This is a genomic window from Cylindrospermum stagnale PCC 7417 (assembly GCF_000317535.1).
Classification (GTDB): Bacteria; Cyanobacteriota; Cyanobacteriia; order Cyanobacteriales; family Nostocaceae; genus Cylindrospermum; species Cylindrospermum stagnale.
In genome coordinates this window covers 4863597-4885830 of sequence record NC_019757.1, presented here as the reverse complement: position 1 = coordinate 4885830, position 22234 = coordinate 4863597, and the positions used below count along the sequence as shown (strand labels likewise).

The window sequence follows — 22234 nt, the reverse complement described above, 5'->3', positions numbered from 1 at the left end:
CGTATGATTTGTCGGTAAAAAAATTACAAGGTGCAACTTCTTAAAAAAACAAGAAAAAGTTGCAGCAACAAGCGATTAGCAGCAAAACTATGTTAAGTTAACTGTGCCAAAATTATCCTCACGAATGCAGAGAGAGCTTTAGAGTACAACCAGCCGTTGATGAGGTGAAAGAATGCATATACAAACAAGTAGTATTAGGAGCAGATGAAACCAGTTTTGAACAAGAAAATGTTGATGGCTGCAATCACCAAGGTAGTCAAGCGTGGTTGTGCTTTGACTGCTACTCCTTCACCGCTGCTTGATTTTTTACTTCGTTGTTGATTTGGACAAGAGGTGTTTTGATTCTGATAGCTACCTCTTAAAACTTATTACATTATTTATAAATAAAAGCAAAAGTGATGTAGTCCATAACAGTAGTTGCGGTAAAGTGTTAATTGAGCAATAAAAAGGGTAGTTTTTACCAATGCAAATATAGATTTGCATTTATTTTAAGTTTATTGATATTAATCTTGAGCTTGAGCTAGCTAGACTAATTAGAACCATTATACGTTCTGAATTTAATTGAATGCTGATAATCTATGGCTCAGATTTAACTCTTATTAGGACATAACACTATATTGCCAAGCTTGAGAATTATCTAATTTAAAACAACAGCAGTTCCAGAGATTAAAGATAGCGGATTATGGGCACAAACAAATATAACTAATTTAAAAAAGAAGATATTAAAAATCAATGCATATCTAGTTTTAAGATTAGCATATCAATTTTATAAGAAAAAATCTAAGTGCTGTATTAACAACGAGGTCATCAAATTATGGACTATACATCTATCTTTAGCACTCACTTGAGTGAAGCTTCTCTAGACTTACGTGCACCTGAATTTGCTAGGGTACGAAAAGGAGGATGGTGGCTAAGATTAATAACATTAATCTCAGTAGATTTTACTTTTTTGTTAATTGGTTGGGGTATAACTGAATACTATAGTATGTCTTCCATGAATTATATTTGGGATACGACAAGCGGTTATTTACCATTGTTAGTAACTATTTTTATTCAAATAGCAGCGTTAGTTATTCAAGGTAATTACCAACCAGGTACAAAGCGCTGTGACTACTTAAATATTATCAAAACTCTAACTTTTGCTCATGGTTTAATAATATCTGTTAGTTTTACCTATAAACCGATTATGGGGCTTACACGCTCAAGTTTACTACTATCTTGGTTGTTGAGTCTATCTTTGATTTGCATTGCTAGATTATGCATTGAAATTATACTTAATTATCTTCGCAAGCAAAAAATATTAGGTCTTAATCACGTTTTTATTATTGCGGATCAAGAAGAAGCCGAACAAATATTTAATGTCATCCAAAGAGAAAGTTATTACACTATCCTTGGTACGGCAGATGCTCAATCTTTAGATAGGTCTTATCGCCAGCAAACCTTGGAGAATCTTAATCAATTACGTATTACGGAAGTTTTTATTTCTTGGAATGCTATCAGAAATAGATTGTTCATATGTTGGTTATTTCAGGCATTTGGCATAACAGTACACATCATACCAATGGAATTAAAGCCAATTTATAGAGACATAAAATCTCATAGAATAGGCGGCATGAATTGTCTAAGTATGTATTGCCCCATACTTACGGGAAAAGATTTTTGGATAAAACGTAGTTTAGATTTTTGTTGCGCTGCTGGTTTTCTATTATTGTTTTTTCCTGTTTATGCGGTGATTGCTATAGCTATTAAACTAGATTCTCCAGGCTCAATATTTTATCAGCAGATCCGGATAGGGTTACGGGGTAAAGCATTTAAAGTCTGGAAATTTCGTACTATGAGGTCTGATGCAGAAAAACTACAAAAAGAATTAGAAGCTTTAAATGAAGTAAAAGATGGTATTATCTTCAAAATTAAAGACGATCCTCGGATTACAAGAGTTGGTAAATTTCTTCGTCGTTATAGTTTAGATGAATTACCACAACTTTTTAATGTTCTGGTTGGAGAAATGAGTTTAGTTGGACCTCGTCCTTTACCTATTAGAGATGTAGAGAAATTTTTGGAACGTCATTTTCTAAGACAAGAAGTTTTACCTGGCGTTACAGGACTTTGGCAAGTTTCAGGTCGCTCTAATATTTTAGATTTTGAACAAGTAATGAAGCTTGATCTAAACTACATCGAAAATTGGTCAATTTGGTTAGATTTTCAAATTTTGGTCAAGACGGTTAGCGTAGTGTTGAAAAAAGAAGGTGCATACTAAGGTAGCCTTTCAGGAGGTTGTAATCTGCTGATTTAACCCCTTGCTAATAAGGAAGTAACAAAATTAAAAAGTCTTGTTTTATTTAACGGTTATTAGTGATTTCCCACATGTGCCCATCACTTAGTCCGATCGCGATCGCTATTTTTTCCGCAAACTTTTTTCTGTTAAAGAGACACTACCAATACCTTGGAGGATACCGCGCCCGATTAAACCCAAACCCCGACCAATGACTTGGGTGAGAACAAAAACAATCCCACTACCTAAAAAGGCTAATAGAGATTGTAACCGCGGAGCAATCGCATCTCGAAATTCTAAAAGCAATGTCACCACCAGAGGAATATTAGAAAGTTGTGCTAACTCCTGATTACGGGGCGCATAAATCGAGATTTTAGCAATGCCACGAGGTGCAAATACAAATAGTTCATAGCGGCTTTCAAAAATTGCCTGGGCTTCAGTTACATAATTACGCCAACGGTATTTCCATGACAAATTGTTTCTAAAACGTTCAACTTCTCTTGTAGAAATTAATTGGCGGTCATAAAAACTTCGCTTAATGGTTTCTACGTCTGCTAAAGAGTTCAGTAGCGGTTGCACTACACCATTCCCTATTTGGATCAACAAGTTTTCTAAAATTTTCAATGCTTGAAATTTAGCTTCTGTACTACCTGCTGGATAGGAAGTATTATCAATTTGTAAATCTGTTTGAAATAACAAATAAGAAAACAGATCAAATACTAGGGGAATTTTATCAAGAATATCTGCTTGGACTGGTTCGGTATTTTGTAACAAAAAATTGACTATTTCTATATTCTGATCGCCAAGTTTAAACCGCACAAATTTCCCAAAAAAATCCGTAATTGCTGCTTGCCATAAATTAGATAATATTTTATTGATTAAATAAAATAATTCCTCAGATTCAATTTTTGAAACGCGCAGTTCATCCAACTGTTGAGCTAGCTTTTGCAGAATAATATCAAGTAATTCCCGTTTTTTATCTTCGCGCAAAATATCAATTTCTAAAGGAATATCTGTGACATTTTGCAAAGGGAATTGAAGTTTGGTTATGCAAGATGCGAATAATGCAGATTGCAGCGCTCTTGGAGTCAACAGATGTGGCGAAGTTTCTATTTGTTGTGAGTCTGCTAGTGCGATCGCCTCCGGCGGGGCGTAGCCCATCGCACTACCGAAGGAGGAAATTGCTGGCGATGGCTGGTATTCTTGTTGCCTTGGATGGGGTGTAGCTAACAACCGAGTCAGCAGCCAACGAGCCGCTAGCAATTCTCGCTGTTGTCCAGCTAGTACGGCCCGATCTAATAGTGGCACCCCTGGCATTTGTAATTGTGCCATCACTCCTGCTAGGGCGGCGTCAATCTGGCTAATTCCTGACAAACGTAAATTATTCCGCAGCCTGAAGAGTCCTAAATCTAAAGTCCTGAGTTGGGAATTTTGACTGCTGAGTGCAGAAAAATTTCTCCATCGCCGCATGGATTTCCCATCCCTCTCCCCAAACCAATAGGAACCACCATCAGCAACTTCTTGGATGGCGTCGACTAACTCAGAAACGGGTATGCCTTTGGGGCAGTAGCCATTCACACCAGCTGCCCTTGCTGCTAACAGTAGCCCTGGTTGGGAAATAGAACTTAGGAGCAATATTGGTAGATTGGGGTACAAAGCTCTGAGTTGACGACAAAATTGCCAGCCTAGTTGCTGACGCTTGGTGAGGTGATTATTACCTAATTCTAAAATTACCAAATTTACTTGGTTAGGGTCTTGTTGAGCGATTTCGACCAAAATCTGTAAGGCGGCGGTATCTGTCTCTACATCGGCTACTACTTGTAAGTAAGGATTTGTTTCCAGAGCTACCCTCAGTCCTAGACGGAAGATCGGATCTGGGTCGATTAACAATATTTTCAGAAGGCGATCGCTCATATTCTGCTCAAATACATATACACTGTTTTTTCAGTCAGAAAAAAGCTTTGATACTTAGCTTAGTCCTCCCCATTGTTACCTGTTTTCACTAACTGATAAACGAATCATAATTGTCATAGCAGCCATTCACAGTGTGATTAAATGAATTTAAGCATTCGGAATTGGTTGGTAGAACGCTATATCACCATCAATCAAATCAAAGAATTTTCAGCGGGGCAAATGGCAGGTGTCGCCTACCGTATTGTTCAGGATATGGAAGTCAAAAGCCTGGTGCCGTTTGACATTTGTACCCTGGTAGAGGTCTTAGAACTACCGTTGGATATTGTTTGGGAAGAAATCACCACAATTGCCTTGTTGACTGAAAGCCTGTTACGTAGCCTCAGCCAAAAAAAACCCCTCAAACGTAACGAAGGCACATGGCTGGCGTTTCAAATTGCCTATCTCCACACTTTGCAACAAGTTCTAGACCAAGAAGCCAGCCTACAAAGAACTTGGCTAGACAGGGCAATGATACCCACCCAACCAGAACTAATCAAACTCAGCCTCCAGGATGCCCAACTGCAAGGGCTATTGAAAACACTCAGCCCTGGTAAACTGACTGACACTCAAGCCGAACAAGCACTTTCTTTGGTGACAGACTCGTTACTGGTGCAACAGATAAACAATGTTACTGTGGCTTGGTTGGTCGCCAATGGTGCGGAAGAACCGGAAGCTAAACTGCTAACGCAGCGTTTGGTTAATTCACTTCTAGGCCACTTACTGGTAGTCATTGCTAACAATGCCGCTCCCTTAGCCCAACTGCAAAAATTTGTTCGCTTGGGGAATTCATTACCTGCCAGTTCCGTCAACTCAGAAGCTGGATTGTCAGGAATAGCTTCTGGCTCGACAGTGAGTGACAAAATTGACTTGGATCGAGAATATTACCGGGCAAGTTTGCTGCAAAGCTTTAGCACACCATTACTGTTAGAATCTTTTGCCCTTAAGGATATCTATGTTAAACTCACAGGCTTGCCAGTAGAGGAGAGCGGTTCTGAGTCAGATAAAAAAAGTCCGCAGCCAGTTGATTTAATCACCTGGGCACAGCAACAGCTAGATAATTTAGCAACTATTGCTGTTATTGAGTCGGAACCTGGTTATGGCAAAACCAGTTTCTGCCAAATTTGGGCGGCACAAGTGGCGCAGAAACTTTACCCTACTTGGATGCCTGTACTAATTCGGCTGCGAGATGTCAGATATGGCAAAAGTTTAATAGAAACCCTAATTTCCGCTTTTCCTGTGAATTTGCAGAGTAACTTGGCAACTTGGCTGGAGCAAGATTTTCCTCGGTGTCTGTTACTGCTGGATGGTCTGGATGAACTGCCCGATTCTGGTCAAAACACTAGGAAAAAAGCGTTGTTTATCGATCAGTTACTGAAATTGCAGTCTCAAGGTCAACACAAGATTGTGCTGACGGGTCGATCAATCACGATGTTAGAAATACCCTCAGCACTGCCATTGAGGCGAATTATCATTCAGCCGTTGGATGTGGATCAACTCAAACAATGGTTTCAAAAGTGGGCAATAGTGCAATCCTTGCCGATCGCACAAAACTTTTTTGTCTTCTTAAAAAAGGCCGGGTTATTTGCCAGCCAATCAAGGTTTTCGCCACTTTCCACCCTGATTCATCAACCTCTGATGCTCTATTTGTTAGGCATTTTGCACCGTGACGGACTGCTAGATGATCAGGTACTGCAAGTATCTGCCAACACGGAACAAACCGACAACACACCTTTGTTATGGGAAATTTACCATCGCCTGAGTCGCTGGTTGTTGGGCTATCCGCAAACAGGCGGGATGAAGATGATGTTAATCCGCTCAGGGTCTGCTCATATTCACCGGACACCATTGGCGATCGCTAATTTGCTTGCTGGTCGCCATCCCCAAGCTTTAATCGAGCAGATGCAAGCGATCGCCCTGAAAATTTTGCACAGCGATCGGCTTCAGGTTAATTTGCCTAGAGAATCAAATCCCCACACTCTACCATCTTTTTATTTTCGCTCTGGCGTCAGTACTCAGATTCAACAGACAATCAAAACTGAGTTTTCTCACCCAAAATTAGGAGAATACCTCTGTGCTGAAGCTATTGCTGCCCAACTTTCAGCCCTGACTGAGCGTCAACAGGAAGCTTATGGCAAACTCACCTTTATGATTGAATCTTCCAGCAGCGTCGCCCAGCATCTTTATAATTTACTCGGTTACGGCATTCTGAGTCAGGAAATCGAAGAACTCGCCCTTGAGGGATTGCGACGGCAGCAAAAACACGAATTTTCTTTTGAAGTTTTATTTCAACGACTGGAATCTTTCTGGCGTGACTACTGTCAAGGTCGGTGGTTAGATCAAGGGATAGTCCACAAAGCTTTGACTTATTTTCAATCACTACAAAACTACAACAATGTCGAGCAGGTGAATGCAGCGGTGGGATTGAATGTATTTTTATTACTTTGTGCTATCTACCGAGAAGCTAAAGTACCTTTTTGGCCTGGCGGTAATCCCACAAATTTGGCTCTATTCAATCCGGCAGCAGTAAGTGGACTGATTGGCAGGACAACGGTTTTGCACAAAAGCGCCTTTGCAGTGCGAACTCGCTCAAAATCTCTAGCTGGACTCAATTTATCGGCAAATTCTTTGTTGCAAGTGATGTTAACTGGGGCAAATCTGGAGGGGACAAATTTATCTGATGCGGAGTTAATCGGAGCGAACTTGGCTGGAGCAAACCTGCAACGGGCAAGCCTCATAGACGCAAACCTGATGGGGGCAAACCTCACAGGCGCAAACCTGACAGGCGCAAATCTGATAGGCGCAAATCTGATAGGCGCAAACCTCACAGGCGCAAACCTGATGGGGGTAAATCTCAATTCAGTCAATCTCACCAACGCCTGCCTCTTTCAAGCTAACCTGGCTGACGCCGACAAAGAATTTGCCGCCCTCAATGGTGCCCTCTTCTCCAAAGAGGATTTTCCTGCCATAACCAGTTTGCCGTCACCGGAGTTTCTCAATAGCATTCCTGACAGCAATAACACCGAAGCAAACACACAAATTTGGGTTCAGAATATGCCTGAAGTCGGGCGAATTGAAAGCGCTGAAGGTGTGCCAATTTTGCCAGTAAGTTTAGATGAAGATGATGATTATACTGAAGATGAGACTGTTTTGGGTAATAATCCCGCTGATGGTAGTTATGGGTACTATTGATTGATGTTCTCAGAACTCAAGACTGTTCTTGTGAGTTACGGTAACCATAAAAGTTAATAGTGTAGTCAGTAATTCTTACTCCTGTTTGTGCTTCAATTTGGCGGATAACTTCTGCTGGCAGTTCCACATGAACATCGAGAATTTGATTTGTATCTATACAGTTGACATGACTGTGAGAATCACTAATGTTGCCGTATAAACGCCCATCGCTACGTTCAATACACTCAATAATTCCCTGACTAGATAAAGCTTCTAAATTTTGATAAACAGAGGTATGACCAATCTCTTTACCTTTTTGGTTCAAGCGATCGTAAATCTCTCTCGCTGAAAGATGTTCATTTGCTTGCCAAAGCAGTTCCAGAATAAAGTGGCGCTGGCGGCTGACGCGCATACCCAGCGTTTGGCACCGCTCCAGAGCATCTTCTAGAGAACGAATTGGTTTTGTAGAAATCGCTGGCTTTTGCATATTTCAGCTTTGTTAACTCTTGGGGGAATTTTCCCAGGTCAATTTTTATTGGTTATTTTTATATACAAGGATATTACATACTGTCTTTCACCTAACACTTCTGTCGTTGCTGGTGATTGTTGCGGAAATCAAAGGCTGGGACAATATTTTTTTTTGCTTGTTGATAGTTGTGGTGTCACACCCTACTCTAAAACAAACTCATTACAACTTTAGCTTAGAATTGCTGGAAATGTCCACCTTAAGGCAGGTGCTCACTTTAGCAATAAAAGCGTCTGCGTATGGAACTCGGTGTTAATTTTGCTGATGGTTCAAGCGCATATATTTTGGCTTGGGAGCAAAGCGCCCAAGATGCTAACATATCTGCTACTGTGGATTTTCAATCCTACTTGCTTCCTGAATAAAAAAGTAGCTGCCCAGTTAATAACAATGACGATCGCCCTCAATAATGACTCCATTCACAATTTGGATCTGTCGCCAGCTTCAAAGGTGATTGAACCACTGCTGCAAGATGAAGCCATTGCCACCCATGAACAGCAACTGCGCTTTGAGGTCAACTACGAGCTAGAACCAGGCGATCCACGGGAACTCTCAGAAATTCCAGAGGTGAGGTTGTGGTTTGTGCGTCTGGATGCCAAATACCCCTGGTTGCCCTTTTTACTAGATTGGAAAGCTGGGGAACTTGCCCGTTACGCGGCTATGCTGGTACCGCATCAGTTCAGTTCCAAAGAAGGCATACAGTACAATCCCGAAGCCTTGGAAATCTTTTTGATGCACAAAATCTTTATTTTGAGTGTTTGGCTCAAACAGCAGGGGATGCCTAGTCAATCGCGGCTGAAGTCTCTAGCGCAAATGCTGGGCTATGAATTAGATGATGCTTTTTTTGAAATGATTGAAGAAGCGAACGGGTAATAACTGTCGCTGCGCTTGATCCGCTCCCTTGGAATTTGGCTATTTCCAGCCCCCGAATAGCATTCGGGGGGCAGTGAATTGGTTTTGTATTCCCTAGTTCACTGGTTTAGCCGCTCCAGATTCTCTCCAAAACAGTTTGGGGTGAAATATCCGCCATTTTGCCCGTGGGGGATTTAATCGCCAGGAATTTATCACTGTTAGGTAACAAATTTGCTGGATCTGTGGAACCAAAAAGGGCAATGGTATAGGTTTGCACTGCCACACTCAGATGTAGGGGTACACTGTCGGTAGATAACATCAAACTCGCACCGCCAATGATCGCAGCTAACTTGCCGATATCATCTGGGGAAGTGACTTTGATATCTGGAGAAGACTCCAGGAGCAATGAGCGCACAAACTGCTCATCATCAGACCCTTTAATCACTACTACAGGCAGATCTGGCTGCTTGTGTTGGCAGTCTTGAATAATTTGCAGCCAATTCTCGATTGGGTAGACTGTATCTAAACCATCAGCCGGGGCTAAATGGTTAGAAGCGCCGTTAATCAAGATATAGCCTGTTTCATGCACCCCTAAGCGTTTTTGTTCCCTTTGTGCCCATTCAATATCTGGTTTTGGCACATTGAGCGCTAACTCTGGACAAGGAGAGTTAATACCTAATGGTTGCAGCAGATCATGGTACGCCGCCGCTGCATACTGGGATGGTTTGGGCGGTACTGATCTGGTGAGAAAAACTGAGCCTTTGCCTGTGTAGCCAATGCGTACGGGAATTCCCGTCAACCAGAGTAAAAGACCAATCAACCAACTTTGTCCAACAGCAATGGCGACATCATATTCGCGATCGCGAATCGTGCCTACCAAGTTACCCCAATCTGCCAGACTGTTACGATCTTTGTAATCAAAGGTTAATACCTCATGAACTGACTTGCTCACTTGGTAGGCAGCCTTTGACCTCGGTTCTACCACGACATCTATCTGAGCGTTGGGGTAATTACGCTTTAGGTCGTCTAGTGTCGCAAAGAAGAGAATTTGGTCGCCAATTGAGCCAGGTACAAGGGCTACTACTCGCATAATATTTATTGACGCTTACTCGCTCCCTATTTTAGGGGAAAATATATATCCTAAAGATTGAGGAATTCTGTGTATTTACTAATTCCAGCTGCGGGAATCGGTACTAGGATGGGCAGTGACCGCAATAAACTCCTGCTCAAAGTGCTCGCGCAACCGATAATTGCTTGGACTTTGTTAGCCGCCCAAGCTGCAAGAGAGATCGATTGGATTGGGATTATTTCCCAACCAAGCGATTGGCCTGACCTGAAAGCAATTCTCGCTGATCTAAATTTGACGAAACCAGTAGAATTGATTGCTGGCGGTGCCACTCGCCAAGAGTCAGTTTACAACGGTTTGCAAGCACTACCAGCTGCCGCCGAACAAGTGTTGATTCACGATGGCGCTAGATGTCTAGCTACACCAGATTTACTCAACGCTTGTGCCACCGCCATCCGTGACTGTCCCGGTTTAATTGCTGCTGTAGCCGTCAAAGACACAATCAAAGTCGTGGATGAAAATGGCATAATTCAAAGTACACCAGACAGAAGGCAACTTTGGGCGGCCCAAACTCCCCAAGGCTTTAATGTCAAATTGCTAAAACAGTGTCATGCTGAGGGTGTGCGTCAAAATTGGCAAGTAACTGACGATGCCGCTTTATTTGAAAAGTGCGGGATTGAAGTCCGCATTGTCCAAGGAGAGGAAACAAATTTAAAAGTAACCACTCCCCAAGATTTAGCGATCGCCGAATTCATCCTTAACAGCCGAACATCAAGACATCTTCCCACACACTCCTAACCTGTCCTTTGTCAATGGTCAGTCGTCAGTTACCAATGACCAATGACCAATGACTAATGACCAATGACTAATGACCAATGACTAATGACCAATGACTATAGCTACAGCGACGAAGATAGAAGCCATTCTCTATTTAAAGGGTAAGCCTTTGTCCCTCGGCGAAATCGCTGAGTATGCCGCCTGCGATCGCGCCACAGCGGCAGAAGGCATAATTGAACTCATGGACAATTATGCCCGCCGAGAGAGCGCTCTAGAAGTCGTAGAAACGCCAGATGGTTACAGTTTACAACTGCGGTCTGACTTTTATGACTTAGTCCAAACCCTGATACCTGTGGAATTGGGTGTAGGTGCATTGCGAACTTTAGCCGCGATCGCTCTCAATAGTCCCATACTCCAAACCGACTTGATTAACCTGCGCGGTTCTGGAGTGTATCAACACGTTCCCGAACTCGTGGAACTGGGTTTTGTTCGCAAACGCCGCGACAATGAATCTCGCTCCTTCTCCCTACAAATAACCCCAAAATTTCATCAATACTTCCAAATTGAGCAACTCCCCCAAGTCTTCCCCACCTTGCGGCAGGAACAACAACTAGAATTAGAGCTAGAACCAACTTAAAATTTCAGAATTCAGAATTCAAAATTCAAAATTTAAAAGGCAAACCATTTATTCCTTGGTCAAAGACATCAGGAATTACTCTTTTGCTCATATTAAATGACCCATTAATATCGGCATTTAATAACCTATTATCAAGAGTTTTATACAATCCTCTCGCTATCTTTTTTCCCGTAAATTGAGGTTTTTTATCCCCATACTTAGGTAACTTATCCCCATCTAAAGCACTGGCTTGGGATGTATAAGATTCTTCCGTGATTATTACTTTTATTGCTTTTAATTGGGCTTTATAGGTTAACAGTTCTCTTAACCGATAATGAGGAATATTGAGGAGAATTAGCTAGATTTTGGATAACTGCATCTACCCCCGACTGAAACACTTTTCTACCTGTAGACAAATGGGTATTAGATATTAACATCCTGATCAATCAAGTTTTTTAAGTAAAAAATCCTGCTGAATTTGTAAAATTTTTATCTTAAAAATATTTAAATCACAGATAAAAGCGGCCAAAGCTTTTCTCTGTCTCAATTTATGAGAATCATTACCCATCAGGCTTGAGGCGAGGAAAATTAAGCCCGTAATATCGTGGAAAACAGGTGTTGGGGAAAGTCTCAACTCTATGTATGGTAAAAGGTTCCTAGGATAGAACCAAGGGCTAATCAACGGCTAATACCTGTGGAGAATGCACTAGCCCTGTACTATGGTTTAAAGTAGAATTAGCAACTAAGCTAAAAACAATTGCCAATGGTATTTGATCCTAACTTTCTGAATGACAACTCTGAGGAACACCCTAGTCAGCTTCTGAATGACCACTCTGGTGAGTACCCTAATCAGTTACTCAAATATCTACAGCACCAGTCACCTGAAGTTTTAGCCCGTGTCGCCCAGTCTGTCAGCCCCGAAATTAAGCAAATCATTTCCCAAAACGTCCAAGGACTAGTAGGAATGCTCCCCGCAGAAAATTTCAACGTGCAAATTACCACAGATCGGGACAACCTAGCAGGACTGTTAGCATCGGCGATGATGACGGGGTACTTCCTGCGCCAGATGGAACAAAGGATGCAGTTAGAGAATTTGTCTAGTCAATAGGTAGAGACGCGATCAATCGCGTCTTGCCAAGATTCTCTAACCAAAAATTTTGGCGCTATTGACTACTTATTCTGGGGATAAGCCCCTGACTGCACTTTGAAGGTTTGAGTTTTACCATTGCGGTTGACTTCGATTTCCAAAAAGTCTCCCACTGTGCTTGACTCTACCAGCTTCTGGACTTGAGCGGCTATTTTAACGGGTTTGCGATTAACTTTTTGAATCATGTCTCCGGTTCGTAGACCTCCCTGCTTTGCCGGTGAGTTTTCCAGGACTTTCTTAATCACAATGCCAACATCCTGCTGAATGTTGAGCTTATTTTCTTGATTAATCTGCTGTTTTTTGGCAGGAGAAAGGTCTGCCATTTCAATCCCCAAAAAAGGATGTTCCACCCGCCCTTTAGTAAACAGTTCATTAGCTACACGGGCGGCGGTTTCAATCGGGATGGCAAAACCAAGTCCTTGAGCATCAGCACGGATAGCAGTATTAACGCCGATAACCTCACCTTGGGCGTTTAATAAAGGTCCGCCAGAATTACCAGGGTTAATGGCGGCATCGGTTTGGATAAAGCTCACTCGCTTATCTGGAACCCCAACTTGAGCGCTAGTCCGGTCTGTAGCGCTGATAATGCCAATAGTGACAGTATTATCTAAACCCAAGGGATTGCCAATGGCGATCGCCCACTGCCCCGGTATCAAGTTTTGCGAATTACCTAACCTCACCGTAGGCAAATTATCAGCAGGAATTTTCACTACTGCCACATCTGTCACAGTATCAATTCCCGCCACCTTGCCCTCAAAAGTCCGACCATCTTTGAGGGTGACTTGTACTGTATCTGTATCAGCTACTACATGAGCATTGGTCAATAATTCGCCATTTTTGCTCAAAATAAATCCTGAACCTGTACCACGCTCAATGCGTTCTTGGGGAATCGGTTCCTCATCTTCCCCGAAAAATCGGCGCAACAGGGGATTTTTCAAAGCTTCAGAAATCGGATTTGCCACTTTGCGAGTAGCATTAATTCGCACCACCGCTGGGCCAACCTTTTGGACAGCAGTGGCAATAAAATTTACATTGTCGCCGCCAGTAGCCCCAATCGACCCATTAACAGAATTAGGAAATACTGATTCGGGAGGCAAAGCCACTGTGACATTTTTTAGCTCTTGAAACGAGCGATTTTGTGGCGCCAGGTAACGGCTGCCTAACAAACCTGCACCGCCGCCAATCGTCACTAAAAACAGATAAACAGCCAGTTGCTTCAACGATAACTTCATAATAATTAAGATAATTAAGAATAATCACGCTCAAGGATAGCAATGCAGTTGCTAACTTCTAAGTGTAGTCAAGCAAACGGCAAATGGACAGATTTATTTATCAGAAAGTAGCTTGAAATCCCCGAAGAAGTAAGAGGAAAGTGGAAGAGTGAGGTAGAGAAAACAGCAGAAAGTCAGTAATTCTTAGTTTTCCGACCATCCTCATCCCCAAATATCCAAATCCCCAAATATCCAAATCCCCAAATCCCCAATTCATGACTATTTCCTATCGTCTACTCTTTCTTTGTAGCTTAGTTAGCGCCTTGGGGCTAGTATCCACACTGCCAAAACCGAAAAGCGCCAATGCGGCTACAGCAGCTTGTCCAACTCCCGCCCTATCTCGCTTCCAACGCCATAAAGTAGCTCGTGGCGAAACTTTAGAGAGCATAGCACAGCGTTACAATCTGATTCCGGCGACAATTATCGGTATGAATCCAGTTTTAAACAACGGTACGGTTGCCGTTGGTAGCGAACTTCAAATTCCTCCCTACAATGGGATTGTGGTAGAAGTGCCTCGTGGACAAACTTGGCGACAAGTGGCAGCAAAATATAGAGTCCGTGCGGATGCGCTTTTTGAGGTGAATGGCTGCCAAAACAACCCCAGAGTTGTGTTTGTTCCGGGGGTTAATTCGTTGCCAAATCGTGCCGTTATTCAGTCCCGCACACCTACTACTCCGGCGATTAAAATAAGTGGGTATCCTTTGCCAGAAGCGACAACTGTGGCTTTAGCTTATGGCTGGCAAATTAATCCGGCGACAGGTGAAGTTTTTTTCCATAGTGGTGTAGATTTGTTAGCAGAAGTGGGCACTTCAGTATTCGCGATCGCACCGGGAACTGTAGTTTTTGCCAATAACCAAAACACTTATGGCAATTTAGTCATCATTAACCACAGTGGCGGACTCCAAAGCCGCTATGCTCAACTTGATAGCATTAAAGTCGCAGTTGGTCAGCAAGTACAAAAAGGTGACCTACTAGGTACTGCCGGCACTACCGGACAACCAACTTCCACCCAACCCCATCTGCATTTTGAAATGCGTTCTAGTTCATCTCTTGGTTGGGTAGCAGAAGACCCTAAGGGTTATTTGCAGAAATGAGGTAATGGGTAATGGGTAATAGAATATTTCTTCCAATTACCTCTTACCTGTTTATCAATTACCAAATTTCATCAGGAGATTTTATCAGGTGAATTCTCCTTTCAGCAAATCTTGCGAATGTACCATTAGCTTATTCTGTACTCGCTGTTGGAATAATTTAATTAATTTATAGACAAAGGACTTTATGAGTCAACCGGTGAATTCAGAAGCAGATTTTTTTTGCCAACAGGGATTAGAGCATAACAAAACAGGAGAGTATGATCAGGCGATTGCTAGCTTTGACAGAGCTATAGAAATTCAACCAGATTTATGTACAGCATGGAATGAACGCGGCTGGAGTTTATTTCTTTTAAACACCGATGAAACAGCAATAGAAGCACTAGCTAGTTTTAACAAAGTAATAGAGATTCAGCCGGATAACTTCACTGCTTGGCATCGTCGGGGACAAGTTCAGTTAGAACGGCTAAATCATTTAGAAGAGTCTTTATTCAGCTTCAATAAAGCCTTAGAAATCAAACCTGACGACTTTGATGCTTGGTGGGATTTGAGCTTTGCTCTATATCAATTAGAACGCTATGATGAAGCATTTGCTAGTTACAAGAGAACTCTAGAAATTGCGCCTGATACTTATGGAGTCAGGGAAGAACTTAGCTATATGCTATTAGAAATGGGTCGCTATGATGACTCTCTAATTATTTATGAATATCTCCTAAGAAACGACCCAAACAATTACATCTATTGGTACGAAAGAGGCGAAGTTCTGAAGGAATTGAACCGCTATGATGAAGCACTTGCTAGTTACGATAAAGCCTTAGAAATCAAACCAGATACATCCGCAGCTTGGTCGTTGCGGGGCGAAGTACTAGAGAAGTTAGGCAATTTTGAAGAGGCACTTATCAGCCATGAAACAGCCCTGAAGTGCCAAATTGAGCGTGAATTTGCCTGGTATAATTGGGCTGAGGTGCTGGTTAGGTTTGGTCGTGTTGAAGATGCGATCGCCTCCTGTGACGATGCGATCGCAGTTTTAGCTGACAAATTTGCCGCTTGGGAGAACAAAAGCATTATCCTGTCTGAGTTAGGACGCTATGAGGATGCGATCGCTAGCTATCACAAATCTCTAGAAATCAAACCAGACAACGCTGATACTTTTTATAATATAGCTTGCTGTTACGCCCTACAGGGTGATATTCAGCCAGCTATTCAAAACTTGCAACAAGCCGTCTCTCTCAGCGATGAGACATTTTTAGAAGCCGCCAAAATTGACCCTGATTTTGATAAAATTTGCAATTCAAAAGAGTTTCAGACTTTGATACAACAAGAAACTTCACTTTAGCCAGTTAAAGATAGATTCAGTAGATTTTACAATGTGCATTCCCGCCTCAGCAAACCTAGCAAATGTAGCATTAGCTTGTTCTGTGTAGTCAACCACACCTGGAACCACAACGGGGGAAGTGCAATCTTCTAAAAGATAGATTTTTTTAGCGAGGGTAGCATCTACCTGGAGAATTTCTGTTAACAAATCATCAATTGTCCAAGCGACACAATGACTTTTAGCTTGTCCACCAATAATCACAGCATCAAATTCTAAAAGTTGCTGAATCAGGCGTGTGTTCTTTTGTGCGAGTGGATTTTGATTAAAATCAATTAAAACTTCTGGACGTAAAATAGAATAATTTTCAGTTAAAGGATTCTCCCCTTTAAGTTCAAATTGTGTTTGACTTTGACGCGCAACACAATGGAAAAATACAGCTTCTTCCACCGACGAAACCAAAGCATGACCGATACCACCTAACATAGAATGAAAAGGCCAAATTATTAAGGGAAATTTACCATCTTGACTGAGTTGTGTAACGTAGTGGTAAGCGTGTTTTTCTAATAATTCATAATCACCATTAGTAATACTATTAGCAACCGCTGGGTTAACTTTCCAGATACCTTGGTCAATATCTGCGGGGCTGATGCTGGTAGCTGCGGGTGTGGGGTGTTCTCCAGCGGCGTTTACCCAAAAAATGGGATGAAAAATTTGCATGGCTGTGTGAGTATCCAGCGTTGGTGCAATTGTCGTTATTACTCCCAAGTTGCGATAGATAAATTCACATAAACGTTTATTATCATCTACTGCGCCAGTTCCAGATTGTCCGCCGACAAATAATTCAAATTCGGGAATGCAAAAGGTATTTTGAACATCAATTAAAAGTAGACAAATGCGGGTTTTATCTAAAGCTACTGGTTGGATATTTTGTTGTTTTGCAAATATTTCAGCTTCAGCGGCACGTTGTTGGTAAGGTACGCGCCAGACTTCGCCGACTTTATCAGCGTTAAAGTGCGGGGGAATGGGGAGTTGGGCTGTTATTTGGGCGTTCATGATTTAATTAAAACCTGGGTTTATATAGCTTCTGGAAAATTTGTAATTTTCATGTGAAGCTGTTTCTAATCTTCAAAATAGCTGTTTAACAGTTTCCAGAGGTAAGAACATTTCTAAAGGAGTATCCGAGAGACTAACAAAGCCATAGCGTTGATAATAAGCTTTAGCTTCCTCATCTTTAGCATCAACAAATAGACCAATTACTCCCGCATTTTCAGCAATCACCAAAGCCCGTTTCATACCTTCAAGCATCAGAATTTCGCCAATCCCTTGCCGTTGCCAGTCTTGGGTAACAGCCAAACGTGCTAGTTTAACACCAGGAACTTTTGTGGGGTATTTTTTAGCAAACTGTGGCGGTAACTTTTCGGTTTGCACTTCACAAATAGACAAGGTAAAAAAGCCAATAATAGTTTTGGGTTCTTCCGTACCAACCAAAACAAAGGTGCGAGAAATACCTTTTTGAATATGCTGCCGTGCTGTGCGGATCAAAAATTGATTTAGCGTCTCACTACCACAATTAAAACTTTGGCGGTCATGAGATTTATTCAGCAGTTCAATGATTTTCACGGAAGAATGCTTGATGTTTAACAGCAGCCGCTTTTAAAGCAACATTTGGTTCAGGGGGATTTTCAATTAGGCTAAAGACCGTATCAGCATCTTGTTGGGATAAGTTAATTACCCGTTCTGCTTCTAAAATCTTGTGAGCTTCTTTGAGTGCCGCTTGAACTAAAAACTGGTTTAAAGTTGCTCCAGATAGGGCTGCGGCTTGTTCCAAAGTTTCCTTAACCTGAGCGGAAATCCTTGCTGTCACCCTTGCATCATTAACAGAAGAAGTGGAAGACATGGCTGATTTTAGATATCTATGGAATTCTATTCTAACATTATGGTGTCATTTTGTCACCATAGTCTATAAAAAGTGATTTTGATGGCGAGTAAGAATAAATTGATATACTAAATTTTAGTATAAAATACTACTAAATAATATACTGTAACTGAAATAATTAAAAGCTGCTTCCAGACGGAAATGTACACCTGCAAGTGCAGGAAGACCCACAGAGACTATCAATTACACTGCCGCAAGCTTCGTACAATGATTTGGTCAAAACTGCTGAGGAAAAAAGCATATCAATTGCTGAAGCGGCTCGGCGTGCCATCAGAAGGGATCTTTACGTGCAATCCCTTCTCCGAGAGAAGGCAGGAACGTTAATGATGGAAACTTCTGATGGAAAGATTGCTTACATCTACTTTGATGAGTAAGAACATTTCTCTCGTATTTACTGGAAATATTTCTGCGGGGACTATTACAACGGTTAGTGGAGTTCCCTCAGCTATCTTCTGTATACGTCTGTTTGATAAGCGATCTCGTGAAGCAGATCAAAGACTTCAGCGCTTCTTGCAAAATCAGGATTCATATCGTCCAAGCTTGAAGGATAAAAAAACGAATCGCAATAATTTTCTAAAGCTTTGATTTAGTAGTGCGATCGCCAATCCTGTAGAATAACTTAACGAAGTATAACGCACCACCCATACCATGACGTTGCTCTCAGATACCCGACTTCTCTAAGAAGTCGGGTATCTTGTTGTATGGCTAACGCCACGCTGCGCTATCACAATTGATTTAGGATTGCTATAGCATTGAACTGAGATAACTTGGTTTACCAGAGTCAGCCTGTAAGGATTATTTTACTACTTTTATTGTATGAAGTATGAGAGATAGAGATTCATGACTGAAAGCATAGATCATGACCGCTTATTCAAAGAATTAATCTCAACCTTTTTCATTGAGTTTATAGAACTCTTTTTTCCCGAAGTTATCAATTATCTCGATACTGATTCCGTTACCTTATTAGATAAGGAGATGTTTACCGATGTCACCGCCGGAGAAAAGTATGAAACTGATTTGATTGCTCAGGTGAGATTTCGAGGAGAGCGTTCTTATTTTCTGATTCATATTGAAGCAGAATCCGGTTCACGCCCCAGATTTAATAAGCGAATGTTCCGCTATTTTGCTCGCTTACATGAAAAATTTGACCTACCCATTTATCCCATTGTTATTTTTTCTTATGACTCCCCTAAAACCTTAGCAGTTAGTAATTATCAAATTGACTTTCCTGATTTTGAAGTTTTAAAATTTAATTATCGAGTTGTGCAACTCAATCAATTAAATTGGCGAGATTTTTTGAATCGTTCTAGTCCGATAGCTTCTGCGTTACAGCGTTTCCGGCTATTATGAGGTACAGTAGCAGCAACTAGCAAACCAGTTTCTTAATTGTTGAGGATTTATTAAGTCGAGTGCAACTGAGATTAGTTTATCAACCATTTCCGTTGTAGTTGGAGCGAAACGGCGTAGAAAAGATTTAAGTTGTGACCACCATAATTCAATTGGATTAAAATCGGGAGAGTATGAGGATAAACAAATAACTTTCGCGCCTACAGCTTCAATCATTAGCACAATTGAATCTAGTTTATGTGCGGATAAATTATCCATGACTACTACTGCTCCTGACCATAAATTTGGCACTAAAAACTTCTCAACAAATAATTCAAATGCCCTGCCATCCATTGAATTATTCATTGTCATTAATGCAACTACTTTGTTAATACTAATTGCTCCAATTACTGTAACTTTTGAACCTCTATAGAAGGGGTTAAGAGAGTAAGCTCTTGTTCCCATTTGTGAACGGGCATGAGTCCTCGTTAACCCAAGTAGAACGCCAGTTTCGTCCAAAAATACTAAATTTTCTGGCTCTATATGTTTGACCTTTTCCCAATAATCTAATCTTAAATTTAAGACTCTAAGAGTCCCGGCTTGGGTACTCCGCTTTGTTTTTTTTACGATTTAATCCTAATTTCTGTAAGGCCCGACACATTGCACTTCGACCCACCCAATTACCAGTCTTGTCTGCCAAGAATTCACATAACTCTATCAATGTTGCATCTGGATGTGCTTCAACTAATTCCCTTAACTCTACTTCCGCATTTGTTAAATGACTAAATTGTGGTTTCCCTCGCGGCTTTGGTTGTAAATTTCCTTCAAGTTTTTGTTGCTTTACAAGCTTTTGCACTAAACTCTTTGAGACGGAAAATATGTTAGCTACTTTCCTGATTGAGATGTTTTTTTGAAGATGTGCTGCAACTATTTTTTCTCGAAACTCGACAGAGTATGACTTCATTTAAAGGTATTTATATTTTAATTTAGTGTACCTCATAACAGACGCAAGTGCTGTAATGTCCAAAATGGACATAGCGCCCCCAGATAGAGCAAAAGTCAAAGCAGAATGTTTAAGGCTGTTAGTAACTTTAAAATTAAATCCTGCTAAAATGCAATTAATCTCAGGCTTTATTGATAGTTATCTGAAGCTTAACCAAGCAGAAGAACAGCGATTTCAAACGGAATTAGGTTCATTCAGACAAGAAGAACAGGAGAACGTTATGCAAATTGTCACCAGTTGGATGAGACAAGGGATTGAGCAAGGAATTGAGCAAGGAATTGAGCAAGGAATTCAACGAGAAAAAGATTTGATCGTGCGTCAAATCAAGCGCAAATTAGGTGAAATTGATGCTGAATTAGAAGCTCAGGTTAGGGGTTTGGAGGTTGAACGCCTTGAAGTTTTAGGGGAAGCATTATTCGATTTTTCGACAGTGGAGGATTTGCGCGATTGGTTAGATAATCTGAACAGTTGAGTGAAAATATCTGCCAGAGATAGGTTTCATAATATACAACCAAAAATAGTGGATGCTTATCGGCCAGACGAAAAGCAGAAGGATACGGCATTATTACACTTCTGCTTTTTTGCCACTTTATCACCCAAAAATGCCCCACCTGTGGCAATCTGAGAGACAGAAGCTCAGACAATCTGATATTTTAACTACAGCAAATTTACCTGTTCAGGTTATGCAAACTCTGCCCACTCTCACTACTGCAAATACTACATCAACTCAACTCGCCTTCGACACAACGATTAAACGGCGGAAAACCCGTCCCGTAAAAGTGGGAGATGTCACTATTGGGGGTGGCTACCCGGTGGTGGTGCAGTCGATGATTAACGAAGATACCTTAGATATCGATGGTTCGGTGGCGGGTATTCGGCGTCTGCACGAAATTGGCTGCGAAATTGTCCGCGTCACTGTTCCAAGTCTTGGACACGCGAAAGCATTGGCAGAAATTAAGCAGAAATTAATTAAGACTTACCGAGATGTGCCAATTGTCGCCGACGTGCATCACAATGGCATGAAAATCGCCCTGGAAGTCTCCAAACACATTGAGAAAGTACGGATTAATCCGGGTTTGTATGTATTTGAAAAGCCAAACACCAACCGCACCGAATACACCCAAAACGAATTTGATGAAATTGGCGAAAAAATCCGCGAAACTCTCGCACCTTTAGTGGTTTCTCTGCGAGATCAAGGCAAATCAATGCGAATTGGGGTAAATCACGGTTCCCTTGCTGAAAGGATGCTATTTACCTATGGCGATACCCCACAAGGAATGGTGGAATCTGCTATTGAATTCATTCGCATTTGTGAATCTTTGAATTTTCACAACTTGGTAATTTCTATGAAAGCCTCGCGGGTACCGGTGATGGTAGCTGCTTATCGATTGATGGCCAAGCGCCTGGATGATTTGGGTATGGACTATCCTCTACATTTGGGTGTCACTGAAGCTGGTGATGGGGAATATGGACGGATTAAATCTACAGCAGGGATTGCCACTTTGCTGGCTGATGGCATTGGTGATACAATTCGCGTGTCGCTGACAGAAGCACCAGAGAAAGAAATTCCTGTTTGCTACAGCATTCTGCAAGCTTTAGGATTGCGGAAAACTATGGTGGAGTATGTCGCCTGTCCTTCTTGCGGACGCACTTTGTTTAACTTAGAGGAAGTGCTGCACAAAGTCCGGGAAGCTACAAAACATTTGACAGGGTTAGACGTAGCTGTTATGGGTTGCATTGTCAACGGACCTGGAGAAATGGCGGATGCTGACTATGGTTATGTAGGCAAAACCCCTGGTTACATTTCTTTGTATCGCGGCAGAGAAGAAATTAAAAAAGTCCCAGAAGCACTAGGAGTAGAGGAGTTAATTAACCTGATTAAGGCAGATGGACGTTGGGTAGAACCTTGAAATTTTTC

The 22234-nt window shown here is 41.6% G+C and carries 21 protein-coding genes and 1 pseudogene; 12 read left to right on the top strand and 10 right to left on the bottom strand.

Annotated elements, in window-relative coordinates:
* Positions 1 to 164 precede the first annotated feature (164 nt).
* Together CYLST_RS34680 and CYLST_RS20500 are read left to right on the top strand one after the other, a co-directional pair.
* Positions 165 to 302, top strand: a complete 138-nt coding sequence (locus CYLST_RS34680) for a hypothetical protein (RefSeq protein WP_157162613.1) — start codon at positions 165 to 167, stop codon at positions 300 to 302.
* Positions 303 to 814: 512 nt separating this feature from the next.
* Complete coding sequence (locus CYLST_RS20500) at positions 815 to 2257, top strand: sugar transferase (protein ID WP_015209653.1); 1443 nt, start codon at positions 815 to 817, stop codon at positions 2255 to 2257.
* 138 nt (positions 2258 to 2395) lie between these two features.
* Here the strand turns inward: CYLST_RS20500 and CYLST_RS20495 are convergent, their stop codons facing one another.
* Positions 2396 to 4186: a DUF3685 domain-containing protein gene (locus CYLST_RS20495; protein WP_015209652.1), complete on the bottom strand. Its 1791-nt coding sequence runs from the start codon at positions 4184 to 4186 to the stop codon at positions 2396 to 2398.
* A 141-nt stretch (positions 4187 to 4327) separates the two neighbouring features.
* Here CYLST_RS20495 and CYLST_RS20490 point away from each other — a divergent pair, with 141 nt between their 5' ends.
* Positions 4328 to 7414: a pentapeptide repeat-containing protein gene (locus CYLST_RS20490; protein WP_015209651.1), complete on the top strand. Its 3087-nt coding sequence runs from the start codon at positions 4328 to 4330 to the stop codon at positions 7412 to 7414.
* Between the two features lie 16 nt (positions 7415 to 7430).
* Here the strand turns inward: CYLST_RS20490 and CYLST_RS20485 are convergent, their stop codons facing one another.
* Positions 7431 to 7880, bottom strand: a complete 450-nt coding sequence (locus CYLST_RS20485; RefSeq protein ID WP_015209650.1) for a Fur family transcriptional regulator — start codon at positions 7878 to 7880, stop codon at positions 7431 to 7433.
* Positions 7881 to 8300: 420 nt separating this feature from the next.
* On the opposite strand from CYLST_RS20485, the gene CYLST_RS20480 reads away from it, so the two are divergent.
* Positions 8301 to 8789 carry a CRR6 family NdhI maturation factor gene (locus CYLST_RS20480; RefSeq protein ID WP_041233773.1) on the top strand — a complete coding sequence of 163 codons (489 nt, stop codon included), beginning with the start codon at positions 8301 to 8303 and terminating at the stop codon, positions 8787 to 8789.
* A 106-nt stretch (positions 8790 to 8895) separates the two neighbouring features.
* Here the strand turns inward: CYLST_RS20480 and CYLST_RS20475 are convergent, their stop codons facing one another.
* Complete coding sequence (locus CYLST_RS20475) at positions 8896 to 9858, bottom strand: glycosyltransferase family 9 protein (protein WP_015209648.1); 963 nt, start codon at positions 9856 to 9858, stop codon at positions 8896 to 8898.
* A gap of 69 nt (positions 9859 to 9927) precedes the next feature.
* Between CYLST_RS20475 and ispD the strand changes: the two genes are divergently transcribed.
* Together ispD and scpB are read left to right on the top strand one after the other, a co-directional pair.
* Positions 9928 to 10632 carry a 2-C-methyl-D-erythritol 4-phosphate cytidylyltransferase gene (ispD, locus tag CYLST_RS20470; protein WP_015209647.1) on the top strand — a complete coding sequence of 235 codons (705 nt, stop codon included), beginning with the start codon at positions 9928 to 9930 and terminating at the stop codon, positions 10630 to 10632.
* A gap of 91 nt (positions 10633 to 10723) precedes the next feature.
* Positions 10724 to 11248 (top strand): SMC-Scp complex subunit ScpB, encoded by a 525-nt coding sequence (gene scpB / locus CYLST_RS20465; RefSeq protein WP_015209646.1) that lies wholly within the window; start codon positions 10724 to 10726, stop codon positions 11246 to 11248.
* Between the two features lie 25 nt (positions 11249 to 11273).
* Here the strand turns inward: scpB and CYLST_RS33560 are convergent, their stop codons facing one another.
* Complete coding sequence (locus CYLST_RS33560) at positions 11274 to 11570, bottom strand: zinc ribbon domain-containing protein (protein ID WP_085960648.1); 297 nt, start codon at positions 11568 to 11570, stop codon at positions 11274 to 11276.
* A 420-nt stretch (positions 11571 to 11990) separates the two neighbouring features.
* Here CYLST_RS33560 and CYLST_RS20460 point away from each other — a divergent pair, with 420 nt between their 5' ends.
* Positions 11991 to 12335 (top strand): DUF760 domain-containing protein, encoded by a 345-nt coding sequence (locus tag CYLST_RS20460; protein ID WP_015209645.1) that lies wholly within the window; start codon positions 11991 to 11993, stop codon positions 12333 to 12335.
* A 62-nt stretch (positions 12336 to 12397) separates the two neighbouring features.
* On the opposite strand, the gene CYLST_RS20455 is transcribed toward CYLST_RS20460, so the two are convergent.
* Positions 12398 to 13606, bottom strand: coding sequence for an HhoA/HhoB/HtrA family serine endopeptidase (locus CYLST_RS20455; protein WP_015209644.1), 1209 nt, complete (start codon positions 13604 to 13606; stop codon positions 12398 to 12400).
* 254 nt (positions 13607 to 13860) lie between these two features.
* On the opposite strand from CYLST_RS20455, the gene CYLST_RS20450 reads away from it, so the two are divergent.
* A complete protein-coding gene (locus CYLST_RS20450) occupies positions 13861 to 14739 on the top strand; it encodes a LysM peptidoglycan-binding domain-containing M23 family metallopeptidase (RefSeq protein WP_015209643.1) in 879 nt (292 codons plus the stop codon).
* 184 nt (positions 14740 to 14923) lie between these two features.
* Positions 14924 to 16072: a tetratricopeptide repeat protein gene (locus CYLST_RS20445; protein WP_015209642.1), complete on the top strand. Its 1149-nt coding sequence runs from the start codon at positions 14924 to 14926 to the stop codon at positions 16070 to 16072.
* On the opposite strand, the gene CYLST_RS20440 is transcribed toward CYLST_RS20445, so the two are convergent.
* The 3 genes from CYLST_RS20440 to CYLST_RS20430 form a co-directional block, all read right to left on the bottom strand.
* Entirely contained in the window at positions 16064 to 17104 is a 1041-nt protein-coding gene (locus CYLST_RS20440; protein WP_015209641.1) for a cysteine hydrolase family protein, read from the bottom strand. The genes CYLST_RS20445 and CYLST_RS20440 overlap by 9 nt on opposite strands.
* A gap of 72 nt (positions 17105 to 17176) precedes the next feature.
* Positions 17177 to 17671 carry a GNAT family N-acetyltransferase gene (locus CYLST_RS20435; RefSeq protein ID WP_015209640.1) on the bottom strand — a complete coding sequence of 165 codons (495 nt, stop codon included), beginning with the start codon at positions 17669 to 17671 and terminating at the stop codon, positions 17177 to 17179.
* Positions 17658 to 17948, bottom strand: coding sequence for a type II toxin-antitoxin system TacA family antitoxin (locus tag CYLST_RS20430; RefSeq protein ID WP_015209639.1), 291 nt, complete (start codon positions 17946 to 17948; stop codon positions 17658 to 17660). Before CYLST_RS20430 ends, CYLST_RS20435 begins: the two co-directional genes overlap by 14 nt.
* An 879-nt stretch (positions 17949 to 18827) precedes the next feature.
* Here CYLST_RS20430 and CYLST_RS20415 point away from each other — a divergent pair.
* Positions 18828 to 19316, top strand: a pseudogene (locus CYLST_RS20415) (Rpn family recombination-promoting nuclease/putative transposase); the annotation flags it as partial.
* 15 nt (positions 19317 to 19331) lie between these two features.
* On the opposite strand, the gene CYLST_RS20410 reads toward CYLST_RS20415, so the two are convergent.
* Positions 19332 to 19832 (bottom strand): transposase, encoded by a 501-nt coding sequence (locus CYLST_RS20410; protein WP_085960646.1) that lies wholly within the window; start codon positions 19830 to 19832, stop codon positions 19332 to 19334.
* A 67-nt stretch (positions 19833 to 19899) separates the two neighbouring features.
* Positions 19900 to 20277, bottom strand: coding sequence for a helix-turn-helix domain-containing protein (locus CYLST_RS20405; protein ID WP_041233187.1), 378 nt, complete (start codon positions 20275 to 20277; stop codon positions 19900 to 19902).
* 64 nt (positions 20278 to 20341) lie between these two features.
* Here CYLST_RS20405 and CYLST_RS20400 point away from each other — a divergent pair, with 64 nt between their 5' ends.
* On the top strand, positions 20342 to 20788 hold the full coding sequence (locus tag CYLST_RS20400; RefSeq protein WP_245587412.1) for a DUF4351 domain-containing protein: 447 nt from the start codon (positions 20342 to 20344) through the stop codon (positions 20786 to 20788).
* A 211-nt stretch (positions 20789 to 20999) separates the two neighbouring features.
* Positions 21000 to 22226, top strand: coding sequence for a (E)-4-hydroxy-3-methylbut-2-enyl-diphosphate synthase (gene ispG / locus CYLST_RS20395; protein ID WP_041233769.1), 1227 nt, complete (start codon positions 21000 to 21002; stop codon positions 22224 to 22226).
* Positions 22227 to 22234: the final 8 nt, after the last annotated feature.